This window comes from Dechloromonas denitrificans (assembly GCF_001551835.1).
Taxonomy (GTDB): Bacteria; Pseudomonadota; Gammaproteobacteria; order Burkholderiales; family Rhodocyclaceae; genus Azonexus; species Azonexus denitrificans.
In genome coordinates, this window is sequence record NZ_LODL01000019.1 from 42,525 (window position 1) to 55,001 (window position 12,477).

10 protein-coding genes are annotated in these 12,477 nt (G+C 64.8%); all 10 read left to right on the forward strand.

Annotation, left to right across the window (positions count from 1 at the left end):
- Positions 1-260: 260 nt before the first annotated feature.
- The 10 genes from zorA to AT959_RS08035 all read left to right on the forward strand — a co-directional run bounded on the left by zorA (position 261) and on the right by AT959_RS08035 (position 12,462).
- The gene (gene zorA, locus AT959_RS07990; protein WP_157651253.1) at positions 261-1,835 is read left to right on the forward strand and encodes an anti-phage ZorAB system protein ZorA; all 1,575 of its coding nucleotides are present in this window, start codon (positions 261-263) and stop codon (positions 1,833-1,835) included.
- Positions 1,832-2,554, forward strand: coding sequence for a flagellar motor protein MotB (locus AT959_RS07995; RefSeq protein ID WP_205629866.1), 723 nt, complete (start codon positions 1,832-1,834; stop codon positions 2,552-2,554). The genes zorA and AT959_RS07995 overlap by 4 nt, the downstream gene beginning before the upstream one ends.
- Positions 2,551-3,057: a hypothetical protein gene (locus AT959_RS08000; protein ID WP_066882434.1), complete on the forward strand. Its 507-nt coding sequence runs from the start codon at positions 2,551-2,553 to the stop codon at positions 3,055-3,057. Before AT959_RS07995 ends, AT959_RS08000 begins: the two co-directional genes overlap by 4 nt.
- A 219-nt stretch (positions 3,058-3,276) precedes the next feature.
- Entirely contained in the window at positions 3,277-5,676 is a 2,400-nt protein-coding gene (locus AT959_RS08005; protein WP_066882436.1) for a 3-hydroxyacyl-CoA dehydrogenase/enoyl-CoA hydratase family protein, read from the forward strand.
- Between the two features lie 22 nt (positions 5,677-5,698).
- Complete coding sequence (locus AT959_RS08010) at positions 5,699-6,898, forward strand: acetyl-CoA C-acyltransferase (RefSeq protein WP_066882438.1); 1,200 nt, start codon at positions 5,699-5,701, stop codon at positions 6,896-6,898.
- A gap of 22 nt (positions 6,899-6,920) precedes the next feature.
- Positions 6,921-7,433, forward strand: coding sequence for a DUF4442 domain-containing protein (locus tag AT959_RS08015; RefSeq protein WP_066882440.1), 513 nt, complete (start codon positions 6,921-6,923; stop codon positions 7,431-7,433).
- Positions 7,430-8,005: a chalcone isomerase family protein gene (locus AT959_RS08020; protein ID WP_066882442.1), complete on the forward strand. Its 576-nt coding sequence runs from the start codon at positions 7,430-7,432 to the stop codon at positions 8,003-8,005. The genes AT959_RS08015 and AT959_RS08020 overlap by 4 nt, the downstream gene beginning before the upstream one ends.
- A gap of 19 nt (positions 8,006-8,024) precedes the next feature.
- Complete coding sequence (locus AT959_RS08025; protein WP_066882444.1) at positions 8,025-9,686, forward strand: long-chain-fatty-acid--CoA ligase; 1,662 nt, start codon at positions 8,025-8,027, stop codon at positions 9,684-9,686.
- Positions 9,687-10,634, forward strand: coding sequence for an NAD(P)H-dependent flavin oxidoreductase (locus AT959_RS08030; RefSeq protein WP_066882446.1), 948 nt, complete (start codon positions 9,687-9,689; stop codon positions 10,632-10,634).
- 34 nt (positions 10,635-10,668) lie between these two features.
- The gene (locus AT959_RS08035; protein ID WP_066882448.1) at positions 10,669-12,462 is read left to right on the forward strand and encodes an acyl-CoA dehydrogenase C-terminal domain-containing protein; all 1,794 of its coding nucleotides are present in this window, start codon (positions 10,669-10,671) and stop codon (positions 12,460-12,462) included.
- The last annotated feature ends 15 nt before the right edge of the window (positions 12,463-12,477 follow it).

Genomic DNA, 12,477 nt, shown 5'->3' on the forward strand with positions numbered 1-12,477 from the left:
GTGGACTTTTAGGGCAATGGCTGCGGTCGACGGCCGGCCCGGGCAACAATTGCAGGAGGGGGGTAATACCGCCCGGATAAGCGTCATTCCCGCGCAGGCGGGAATCCAGGGGGGCACCTGGACAGGTTTCCCGCCTGCGCGGGAACGACAAACTCGAAAATCCGTGCCTTGACTTAAGCGCATTACGGGTGGCGGGGCGCCATCGTCGCCCGGCCCGGCTGCTACAATTCGCCGCCCTAAATCGTATTCAAGGCTGGTCAATGGAGAGTTTGCTGCAGTTCTGGCATGTCTGGAGCGGCTGGATCGTTACCGCCGTGCTGCTGGCCATCGCGCTCGGCTTCCTGCTGCGTTTCGTCGTGCCGGCCCTGCTGCTCGGCCGCGAACTGGGGCGGGCGATCAAGGGCCTGGCCGCGCAAGCGACGCCGGCCGATCCGGAGAAAATCGGCCGCGAAGTGATGGATTTGCCGCATCTGCGCCACCTGTGGCGGGAATATGCCCAGACCCTGCACGCCATTCCCGATCCGGCCAACCCCAAAGCCTTCGCTGCCTGGCGGGCGACAGCGATGGCCGAGGATTTCCTGACCGAACGGGCGCTGGTCGACACGCCGCTGAAGACCGATTTCTACAAGCACCTGCCGGGCATCCTGACCGGTATCGGCATCATCGGCACCTTTACCGGGCTGATCGCCGGCCTCAATCATTTCGAGGTGTCGAGCAATACCGAACTGGTGCGCAGCAGCCTGCGTTCGCTGATCCAGGGCGTCGGCCAGGCTTTCGAAGTGTCGGCGGCGGCGATCACGCTGGCCATGCTGATCACCTGGATCGAGAAATCCATCGTTACCCGGCGCTACCGCCAGGTGGAACAACTGGTCCAGCGCATCGACAGCCTGTTCGATGCCGGTGTCGGCGAGGAATACCTGGCCCGCCTGGTGCGCGCCTCCGAAGCCTCGGCGGTGCAGGCCGCCCGCCTGCAGCAGGCCATCGTCGGCGAATTGCGCCAGGGCATGGCGGCGATGCTCGCCCAGCAACAACAGGCAGTGGTCCAGCAGCAGGAAGCGCTGGCCGGCCGGGTGGCCGATGCCGTGGCGAAGACGGTGGCCGGCGCCTTGCAGGAGCCGCTGACCCGGATGACCACGGCCGTCGAACGGCTGGGCAGCGGGCAGGGCGCCGCAGTCGGCGGGGCGCTGGAAAAGGTGCTGCAGCAATTCAGCGGTCGCCTCGACGACACGTTCGGACAGCGCCAGGACGGGCTGGAAAGCCTGCTGCAACGTACCGCCAGCGCGCTGGAAAGCACCGTCGGCGAACTCGGCAAGGTGGCCGGCCGGCTCGAACTGGTCGGCCGGGGCGCCGTCGAGTCGGCGGCCGGGCGGCTGGATAATGCCGGCCGCGGGGTTGGCGAGGCCGCCGAGTTCTTCGTGCTGAGTAGCGGCGACATGGCGGCCTCGGCCGCCGCGATGGCGCAGGCGGCGAAGAGCGTCGGCCAGTCGCTGACCGGGCAGCAGCAGGCGACGCAGGCGATTGGCCAGATGGTGAGCGACCTGCGCGCCACGGTCGAACAGGCCCGCCGTGAAGCGGCGCTGACCGGCGAACTGGTCGGTCGCATGGAAGGCGCCGCGGCGACACTCGGCCGCGCCGGGCAGGAGGCCGATGCCTACCTGCAAGGCGTTTCCGAGGTGCTGGCCCAGGCCCACGCCGCCTTTGCCGAGAATGTCGAGCGCACGCTGGCCCGTGGCAACGGGCAGTTCCAGCAGCATGTGACCGGCGCCGTCGAGGCGCTGAAAGGTGCCATCGAGGAATTGTCCGACGCCCTGGCCCAGGAAGTGGTGCGCCGGTGAGCCTGGTCCGGCCCCGGGCCGCCAGCCGGCGCGGCAACCGCGAGGAGGGCGAAAAGCCGTTCTGGATCTCGTTTTCCGACTTGATGACGGCGCTGATGGTGCTCTTTCTGGTGGCGCTCACCGTCGCCTTGCTCGCCATCACCCATGACATTTCCGAGGCCGAGCGGCAGAAGGTGGAGCAGGCGCAGGAGATTTCGGCCTTTCTCGCCCGTCTGCAGGCCCAGGTCGAGCAGTTTCCCGGCGTCAGGCTGCGCGGCAATGTCATCGACTTTGGCGACCGGGCCCGTTTCGACAGCAACAGCCACAAGCTGAGTGACAGTCAGGCGGCGCTGCTGCGCAGCTTCGTGCCGGCCGTTCTTGAACTGGCGCGCGATCCGCTCGGCGAAAAATGGCTGAAGCGCATCGTCGTCGAAGGCTTTGCCGATGCCCGCGGCGGTTATCTGCACAACCTCGATCTCAGCCTGCGCCGCTCGGAGCGCGTCATGTGCGCGCTGCTGCTCCCGGCCAGCGGGCCGGAGGCGCTGGCCGAAGCGGATCGCCGGCAAGTGCGCGAACTTTTCCTGGTCAGCGGCGCTTCGTTCAATGCGCTGAAAAGCAGCGCGGAGGAGAGCCGGCGCATCGAACTGCGCCTCGAGTTCCGCGAGCCGGACGAAGTGCCCGTTCTGCGCGCCGACAGCGGCATCGAGGCCGACCTGCGCTGCCCGCTCGACCGGCCATGAGCGCGCTGGACGAACTTGGCCTGCAGTTGCGCCGGCGTTTCGTCGCCCCCAATTCATCGACCACGCTGGCCCAGACCGAGCCGGCGCTGCTTGCCCGCCTCAATGCGGTGCGCCAAGCCCTGGCGCCGCCGCGTGGCCGTTTTTCGGAAGCGCGCATTGCACAGGGCGTCATGGCGTTTCGCATCAGCGGCCGCAATGTCGCCTATCCGGCGCTCAAGTACGCCTGTTACGGCGTGGCGCGGCCGATGGACTGGGAGGGCCGCATCCTGCTCGCCGAGGCACCGCAACTGGCGCTGCTGCTTGCCTGCGTGCGCGCCCAGGGCAGCCGGCTGGGCCGCCTGGCCGCCTGCTGCCGGGCGCTGCGCCGGGCTTGGGCGCTTGATATCGAGGCCCAGCCGGAAGTCCTGAACGCCGCCCACCTGCGGCCGGGTATCGCGACCCTGCGTGCCTTCCTGCAGGAAATGGGCGAACAGTCGCGCCCCGAATCGCCTGCGACTAAATAGGGCTGTTCGCCTTCGCCCGATTCGGCCACTGCGCTGATCGGGCTGCCGGCTTTGCTGCCGGGCAATTCCACCTTCCTCTGGCCAGCCGCTTTCCGGCATCTCGTCCATCGTTTTTGAAAATCGATGCAAAAAAGCAGTTGACCGCCGGAGTGTCTTATCTATAATTCAAACGTTCGTTTTATTTAACGAAGCACAAAAAGAGACCTAAAGGAGAATCGCTTGAACAAGCTGATCGTGAAGAAAGCCGCCGTGCTCGGCGCGGGCGTGATGGGGGCGCAGATTGCGGCGCACCTCGCCAACGCCAACGTGCCGGTCGTGCTGTTTGACCTGCCGGCGAAGGATGGAGACAAGAACGGTATCGTCAAGAAGGCCCTCGACGGCCTCAAGAAGCTGGACCCGGCACCGCTCGCCAGCAAGGGCAAGCTCAAGTTCATCGACGCCGCCAATTACGACGAACACCTGCCGCTGCTTGCCGAGTGCGATCTGGTCATCGAAGCCATCGCCGAACGCATGGACTGGAAGAACGACCTCTACGCCAAGATCGCGCCGCACATCGGCGCCCAGGCGATTGTCGCGTCCAACACCTCGGGCCTGTCGATGAACGCGCTGGCCCAGGGCCTGCCGGAAAACATCCGGCCGCGCTTCTGCGGCATCCACTTCTTCAATCCGCCGCGCTACATGCACCTGGTCGAGATCATCGGCACGCAGAGCACCGATGGCGGTACGCTCGATGCGCTGGAAACCTGGCTGACCTCGCGTCTCGGCAAGGGCGTCATCCGTGCGCTGGATACGCCGAACTTCGTCGCCAACCGGATCGGCGTCTTCTCGATCCTTGCCGTCATGCACCACACCCAGGCTTTCAGCCTCGGTTTTGACGAAGTCGATGCGCTGACCGGTCCGAAGATCGGCCGCCCGAAGAGTGCCACCTACCGCACGGCCGATGTCGTCGGTCTCGATACGCTGGCCCACGTCGTCAAGACCATGCAGGACACGCTGCCCAACGATCCGTGGCATCAATATTTCACCAGCCCGGCCTGGCTGCAGGCGCTGATCGGCCAGGGCGCCCTCGGCCAGAAGACGCGCTGCGGCATCTTCCGCAAGCAGGGCAAGGAAATCCAGGTGCTCGATCTGGCCAACCAGGTTTACCGCAAGTCGGCCGGCGAAATCGCCGACGACGTCGCCGCCATCCTGAAAATCAAGAACCCGGCCGAGAAATTCGCCGCGCTGCGTGCCTCCAGCCACCCGCAGGCCCAGTTCCTGTGGGCCATCTTCCGCGACATCTTCCATTACGCCGCCGTGCAGTTGGAAAGCGTCGCCGACAATGCCCGCGATCTTGATTTCGCGATGCGCTGGGGTTTCGGCTGGGCGCAGGGGCCGTTCGAAACCTGGCAGGCCGCCGGCTGGGGCGAGATCGCCCAGGCCATCGCCGCCGACATCGCCGCTGGCAAGAGCATGAGCAATGTCGCCTTGCCGGCCTGGGCGCTGGAAAGTGGTCGCACCGGCGTGCATGCCGCCGAAGGTTCCTATTCCGCCAGCAAGAATGCCTACGTCGCCCGCTCGACGCTGCCGGTCTATCAGCGCCAGCTGTTCCCGGAGCGCGTGCTCGGTGAAACCGCCGTGGCCCCGGAAAAGTCCGGCGAAACGCTGTACGAGAACGATGGCGTCCGCCTGTGGAAGATGCCGGCGGTCGACGCCGGAATTGGCATCATTTCCATCAAGTCGAAGATGCATACCATCGGTGACGAAGTGCTCGACGGCGTCATCGCCGCCGTGCGCCAGGCCGAAACGACGCTCGATGGCGTGGTGATCTGGCACGAAGCGCCGTTTGCCGTCGGCGCCAACCTGCAGCAAGTCGGCGAAGCCTGTGCCGCCGGCCAGTTCGATATCCTGGAAAAGACCGTCGAGAAATTCCAGCGCGCCTCGCAGACGCTGAAATATGCGCAGGTGCCGGTGGTGGCCGCGGTGCAGGGCATGGCCCTGGGCGGCGGTTGCGAGTTCGTCATGCATGCCGGCAAGCGGGTGATGGCGCTGGAAAGCTATGTCGGCCTGGTCGAAGCCGGTGTCGGCCTGATTCCGGCCGGTGGCGGTTGCAAGGAATTCGCCGTGCGCGCTGCCGAATGGGCCGCCCAGTCGGCGACACCGGGCGAGGTCTTCAACTACCTGCAGCCGGTGTTCCAGACCATCGCCATGGCCAAGGTCGCCAAGAGCGCCGTCGAGGTCGTCGAGATGGGCTTCGCCAAGCCGTCCGACACCATCCTGTTCAACGCCCACGAACTGCTCTTCGTCGCGATCCGGGAAGCCCGTGCCATGGCCGAGGCCGGCTACGCGCCGCCGCCGCTGGCGCGCGGCATTCCGGTCGCCGGCAAGAACGGCATTTCCACTTTCGAGATGATGCTGGTCAACATGAAGGAAGGCGGCATGATTTCCGCCCACGACTACAAGGTCGCCCGTTCGGCTGCCGTTGCGCTGTGCGGCGGCGAAGTCGAGACCGGTAGCCTGGTCGATGAGGAATGGCTGATCACCGTCGAGCGCCAGTTGTTCGTCGAATTGCTGAAGACCCCCGAAACCCAGGCCCGGATCAAGCACATGCTCGAAACCGGCAAGCCGCTGCGTAACTAATCGGGTCGAGGAGACATAGAAAATGAGCAAACAGATTCAAGACGCCTACATCGTCGCCGCCACCCGTCTGCCGGTCGCCAAGCGCAACGGCATGTTCAGGAACGTCCGCCCGGACGACATGCTGGCTGCCGTCATCAAGTCCGTCGTCGCCCAGGTGCCGGGCGTCGATCCGGCACTGATCGGCGACGTCATCGTCGGCTGCGCGATGCCGGAAGCCGAGCAGGGCATGAACGTCGCCCGCATCGGCGCGCTGCTGGCCGGCCTGCCGATCACCGTGCCGGGTATCACCATCAACCGTTTCTGCTCCTCCGGGGTGCAGGCGGTGTCCGATGCTGCCAACCTGATCCGCCTCGGCCTGGCCGACGTGATGATCGCTGCCGGCACCGAGTCGATGAGCGTGATGCCGCAGATCATGGGCAACAAGATGTCGATGAACCCGGCCATCTTCGCCAAGGAGGAAAACCTCGGCATCGCCTACGGCATGGGCCTGACCGCAGAGAAGGTGGCGCAGCAGTGGAAGATCAGCCGCGAAGCGCAGGATGCCTTCGCGCTGGCCTCCAACCAGAAGGCTTGCGCGGCGATTGCCGCCGGTCACTTCAATGCCGAAACGACGCCTTACACCATCCGCGAAAGCCTGCCCGACCTGAAGAGCGGCCAGATCAAGCTGCGCGAGCGTACCGTCGAATTCGACGAAGGCCCGCGCGCCGACGCCTCGCTGGAAAAGCTCGGCAAGCTGAAGCCGGTGTTCCATGCCCGTGGCTCGGTGACGGCCGGCAATTCTTCGCAGATGTCGGATGGTGCCGGCGCGGTGATGCTGGTGTCCGAGAAAATCCTGCGCGAGCACAACCTGACGCCGCTGGCCCGCTTTGCCGGCTACGCAGTCGGCGGGGTGGCGCCGGAAATCATGGGCATCGGCCCGATTGCCGCCATCCCCAAGGTACTGGCCCAGGTCGGCATCAAGCAGGACGACCTCGACTGGATCGAGCTGAACGAAGCCTTCGCCGCCCAGTCGCTGGCGGTGATGCAGGAACTCGGCATCAATCCGGCCAAGGTCAATCCGCTCGGCGGCGCCATCGCGCTCGGCCACCCGCTCGGCGCGACCGGCGCCATCCGCATCGCCACTGTCGCGCATGGTCTGCAGCGCACCGGCGGCAAGTACGGCATGGTGACGATGTGCATCGGCACCGGCATGGGCGCCGCCGGGATTATCGAGCGTTTGTGAGCGTCGACCGCAGGAGTCGCCGATGAAACCCGCCTGGCTGGCCAAACTGCCGCCGGCCTGGCGGGCGCGCATGGTGCGGATGGGGTTCAACTTCCATCCCGCCTTTCGCGGCACTGGCGGGCGGGTGACGCATGTCGCGAGGGATTTGCGCCACATCCGCATTCGCCTGCCGTTGAACTGGAAGACCAAGAACATCGTCGGTTCGCTGTACGGCGGCGCGTTGTTCGCGATCACCGACGGGGCACATCCGATGATGCTGATGGCGGCGCTGGGAGACGGCTACATCGTCTGGGACAAGGCGGCCAGCATCCGCTACCGCAAGCCGGGCTACTCGACGCTGTTTGCCGATTTCGTGCTCAGCGACGAGGAGGTGGCCAGTATCAGGACGGCGCTGGCCGAATGCCCGGAGCTGGAACGGACCTACACGGTGGAATTGAAGGATCGCCACGGCACGGTGCATACCGTCGTCGAGCGAACGGTTTATATCGCTGACAAAAACTACTACCGACAGAAAAACGGTGGAGGAGACAAATGATTACATCGCATAGCGTTCGGCGGGCGGCACTGGTCGCGGCATTGATTGCCGTGCCCGGGCTGCACGCGGCTGAAGTGGCCGGGGTCAGGGTCGACGAGAAGGTGCGCGTCGGCGGCAGCGAACTGCTGCTGAATGGTGCCGGCCTGCGCAGCAAGCTCTTCATCAACCTCTATGTCGGGGCGCTCTACGTCAGCCAGAAGTCGGCCCAGCCGGCGGCATTGCTCGATACCGCCACACCGCGCCGGATGACCCTGCGCCTGTTGCGTGACATCGGCGCCGATACCTTGCACGGCGCGCTGGAAGATGGCCTGCACAACAACAGCGGTCCGGCCGAGCTGGCCGAGATCAAGGTGCCGGCCGAGCAGTTCGGTGCCATGCTGAAGGGGTTCGGCAAGCTCAAGGAAGGTGATACCGTTGCCATTGATTTCTCCGCCGAGGGCGTCAGTGTCAGCCTGAACGGGGAAATGCGCGGCAAGGTGGCCGGCCCGGCATTCGCGAAAGCGCTGCTCAAGGTCTGGCTCGGCGACAAGCCGGCCGACGCCTCGTTGAAGAAGGCGCTGCTCGGCAACTAAGGCACAGGAGGAGACAAAAATGGAAAAAATCTGGCTACAAAGCTATCCCAAGGGTGTTCCGGCCGAGATCGACATCGAGCACATTCCGTCGCTGGTCGCGCTCTTCGAAACCGCCTGCACGACCTACGCCGACAAGGTCGCCTACATCAGCATGGACAAGGAGATGACCTACCGCCAGCTCGATGAGGAAAGCAAGGCCTTCGCCGGCTGGCTTCAATCGCTCGGCTTGCAGAAGGGCGAGCGCGTCGCGCTGATGATGCCCAACCTGCTGCAATACCCGGTCGCCCTGTTCGGCACGTTGCGCGCCGGTTGCGTCGTGGTCAATTGCAACCCGCTCTATACGCCACGTGAGTTGGAGCACCAGTTGAAGGATTCCGGCGCGACGGCCATCGTCATCGTCGAGAACTTCGCCCACACGCTGGAGCAGGTCATCCAGCACACGGCGATCAAGCATGTGCTCGTCACGCCGCTTGGCGAAATGCTTGGCGCGCTGAAGGGAACAATCGTCAATTTCGTCATCCGCCACGTCAAGAAGATGGTGCCGGCCTGGAAGTTGCCCGGTTCGCTCGGCTTTAACGCGGCGCTGGCGGCCGGCCGCCGGCACGGCTTCAAGCCGGTGGCGCTGGCCCGCGACGACGTCGCCTTCCTGCAATACACCGGCGGCACGACCGGCGTCTCCAAGGGCGCCATGCTGACTCACGCCAACATCGCCTCCAACGTGACCCAGGCCTACAACTGGATCAAGCCGGTGGTGAAGGAGGGGCAGGAATTCATCATCACGGCGCTGCCGCTCTATCACATCTTCGCGCTGACCGCGAACTGCCTGACCTTCCTGATGATCGGCGCCCGCAACCTGCTGATCGCCAATCCGCGCGACATCCCGAATTTCATCAAGGAGTGGGGCAAGTACCCGGTGACGGTGGTGACCGGCGTCAATACGCTGTTCAATGCGCTGCTCAATCATCCGGATTTCGAAAAGCTCGATTTCTCGACGATGAATGTCACGCTCGGCGGCGGCATGGCGGTGCAGGGGCCTGTCGCCGACAAGTGGCTGAAAGTGACCGGCACGCCGTTGCTACAGGCTTACGGCCTGACCGAAACCTCGCCGGCGGCGACGATCAATCCGCTCGACATGCACGAGTTCAACGGCGCCATCGGCCTGCCGATTTCCTCGACCGAAGTCTCGATCCGCGACGACTACGGCAACGAAGTGCCGCAGGGCCAGGTCGGCGAAATCTGCATCCGTGGGCCGCAGGTCATGAAGGGCTACTGGCAGCGGCCGGACGAAACGGCACTGGTCTTCTACCCGGACCGCTTCCTGCGCACCGGCGACATGGGCTACGTCGATCCAAAAGGCTTCGTTTTCCTGGTCGACCGCAAGAAAGACATGATTCTCGTCTCCGGCTTCAATGTTTACCCGAACGAAGTCGAGGAGGCCGTCGCCATGCATCCCGGGGTCATGGATGTGGCCGCCATCGGCGTGCCGGACGAGCACTCGGGCGAGGCGGTGAAGATTTTCGTCGTCCGCAAGGCGGGCAATGTCACCGAGAAAATGCTGATCGAGCACTGCCGCGGTCTGCTCACCGGCTACAAGATTCCGAAGCACGTCGAATTCCGCGACGACCTGCCGCGTACCAACGTCGGCAAGATCCTGCGTCGCGCACTGAAAGAGGGAGCATAAATGCCGATTCCTGCATCACTGAACAAGAACCTGCGCCTGCCGGTCATCTGCGCGCCGATGTTCATCATCTCCAACCCGGATCTGGTGATCGCCCAGTGCCAGAGCGGCGTCATCGGCTCCTTCCCGGCGCTGAACGCCCGCCCTAAGGAGTTGCTCGACGAGTGGCTGACGCGCATCCGCGCCACGCTGGCCGAAAGCCCGAACGCCGCACCGTTTGCCGTCAACCAGATCATCCACCCCTCCAACGAGCGGCTGGAGCACGACATGGCGCTCTGCGTGAAGCACGAAGTGCCGCTGATCATCACCAGCCTGTCGGCGCCGACCGCCATCGTGCCGCATGTGCATGCCTACGGCGGCAAGGTCTTCCATGACGTGATCAGCGTCCGCCATGCCGAAAAGGCGCTCGAAGCAGGGGTCGATGGCCTGATCCTGGTCTGCGCCGGGGCCGGCGGCCACGCCGGCACGCTTAGCCCGTTCGCGCTGGTCGGCGAAATCCGCAAGTTCTACGACGGCCCGATTGCGCTGTCCGGCGCCATCACCAACGGCAAGGCCATTCTCTCGGCTGAGGCGCTGGGCGCCGATTTCGCCTACATCGGCACCCGTTTCATCGCCACCCACGAAGCCCATGCCGTCGAAGCCTACAAGCAGGCGATCGTCGATTCCGCCGCCAAGGACGTGGTCTACACCCCGTACTTCACCGGGGTACATGGCAATTACCTGACCAAGAGCATCCTCGCCGCCGGCCTCGACCCGGCCAACCTGCCGGAAAAGGACAAGAGCGCGATGAGCTTCGGCAGCAGCCGCGATGCCAAGGCCTGGAAAGACATCTGGGGCGCCGGGCAGGGCGTCGGCACGATTGACGAGGTGATGTCGACCAGCGAACTGGTCGGCCGCCTGCAGCAGGAGTATCGCAGCGCCAAAGCGGCGTTGTGCAGCAGCCCGTTCTGAACGTTCTGAAAAATACTAAAAGGAGACAACAGCAATGAGTGATTACCGCGCCCCCGTCAAAGACATGCGCTTCGTGATGGACGAACTGGCCGGCTTCAAGGAACTGAGCCAGATCGCCGCCTATGAGGAAGCGACGCCGGACCTGGCCGATGCCATTCTCGACGAAGCCGCCAAATTCGCCGGCGAAGTGCTGGCCCCGCTCAACCGCGTCGGCGACAAGGAAGGCTGCAAGCTGACCGCCAGCGGCGTCAACACGCCGAACGGCTGGAAGGAAGCCTACGCCCAATACCGAGAAGCTGGCTGGAACGGCATCACCTCGCCGGCCGAATTCGGCGGCCAGGGCCTGCCCGACACCCTCGGTATCGTCGTCAAGGAAATGCTCTGCTCGGCCAACATGGCCTTCAGCCTCGGCCCCTTGCTGACCACCGGTGCCGTCGAAGCGCTGCTCACCTGCGCCAGCGACGAGCTGAAGGCGATCTATCTGGAAAAGATGGTCAGCGGCGAGTGGACCGGGACGATGAACCTGACCGAGCCGCAGGCCGGCTCCGACCTGGCTCTGATCCGCTCGCGCGCCGAGCCGCAGGCCGACGGTTCCTACCGCGTCTTCGGCCAGAAGATCTTCATCACCTATGGCGACCATGACATGACCGAGAATATCGTGCATCTCGTGCTTGCCCGCCTGCCGGACGCGCCGGCCGGGGTCAAGGGCATTTCGATGTTCCTGGTGCCGAAATTCCTGGTCAATGCCGATGGCTCGCTCGGCGCCCGCAACGACGCCTACTGCATCGCGCTCGAACACAAACTCGGCATCCACGCCAGCCCGACCTGCGTCATGGCCTACGGCGACAATGGCGGAGCCGTTGGCTACCTGCTCGGCGAAGCCAACCGCGGCCTCGAATACATGTTCATCATGATGAACGAAGCCCGTCTCGGCGTCGGCCTGCAAGGCATCGCCATCGGCGAGCGCGCCTACCAGCAGGCCCTGGCCTTCGCCCGCGAACGCAAGCAGGGCCGCGATGCGCTGACCGGCGAAGCGCTGGTCACCATCGACAAGCACCCGGACATCCGCCGCATGCTGATGCTGATGAAGTCGCGCGTCGAAGCCTGCCGCGCGCTGGCCTACTACACCTCGGGGCTGCTTGACCGCGCCCACGCGGCGACTGATGCCGACGAGAAGAGGCGCAATCTGTTCCTTGCCGAATTCATGATCCCCATCGTCAAGGGCGGCGGCACCGAAATGGGCATCGACGTCACTTCGCTCGGCATCCAGATCTACGGCGGCATGGGCTTCATCGAGGAAACCGGCGCCGCCCAGCATTGGCGCGATTCGCGCATCACCACCATCTACGAAGGGACGACCGGCATCCAGGCCAACGACCTGCTGTTCCGCAAACTGATGCGCGACCAGGGCGCTACCGCCAAAGTGGTTTTCGGCGAAATCTACGCCACCGCCAAGGCGCTCGGCGCCTCCGGCAAACCGGAACTGCAAGCCATCGCCCAACGCCTCGGCATCGCGCTCAAGGCCTGGACGGAAGCCACCGAATGGCTGGCCGGCAACGCAAAAACCGGCCTTTCCGGGGTGTTGACCGCAGCCGTGCCTTACCTGCACCTCGCCGTTACCGTCTGCGGTGGCTGGTTCATGGGCAAGGCCGCGCTGGCAGCTGCCGGCTATCTCGACAAGGGGAAGGGCGATCAGGCCTTCTACCGCGCCAAGATCGCCACCGCCCGTTTCTACGCCGACCAACTGCTGCCGCAAGCGATCGCTTTTGCCGAAACCGTCAAGGCGGGCGATGCCGCGCTGGCCGGGATCGGCGACGAAGTGTTCTAGGCGAGCAAAGATCTT

Coding starts and splice junctions, on each gene's coding strand:
- AT959_RS08010 (WP_066882438.1), top strand. CDS start 5,699: ATGAGCAAACAGATTCAAGACGCCTACATCGTCGCCGCCACCCGTCTG.
- AT959_RS08035 (WP_066882448.1), top strand. CDS start 10,669: ATGAGTGATTACCGCGCCCCCGTCAAAGACATGCGCTTCGTGATGGAC.
- AT959_RS08000 (WP_066882434.1), top strand. CDS start 2,551: ATGAGCGCGCTGGACGAACTTGGCCTGCAGTTGCGCCGGCGTTTCGTC.
- AT959_RS08020 (WP_066882442.1), top strand. CDS start 7,430: ATGATTACATCGCATAGCGTTCGGCGGGCGGCACTGGTCGCGGCATTG.
- zorA (WP_157651253.1), top strand. CDS start 261: ATGGAGAGTTTGCTGCAGTTCTGGCATGTCTGGAGCGGCTGGATCGTT.
- AT959_RS08030 (WP_066882446.1), top strand. CDS start 9,687: ATGCCGATTCCTGCATCACTGAACAAGAACCTGCGCCTGCCGGTCATC.
- AT959_RS08015 (WP_066882440.1), top strand. CDS start 6,921: ATGAAACCCGCCTGGCTGGCCAAACTGCCGCCGGCCTGGCGGGCGCGC.
- AT959_RS08025 (WP_066882444.1), top strand. CDS start 8,025: ATGGAAAAAATCTGGCTACAAAGCTATCCCAAGGGTGTTCCGGCCGAG.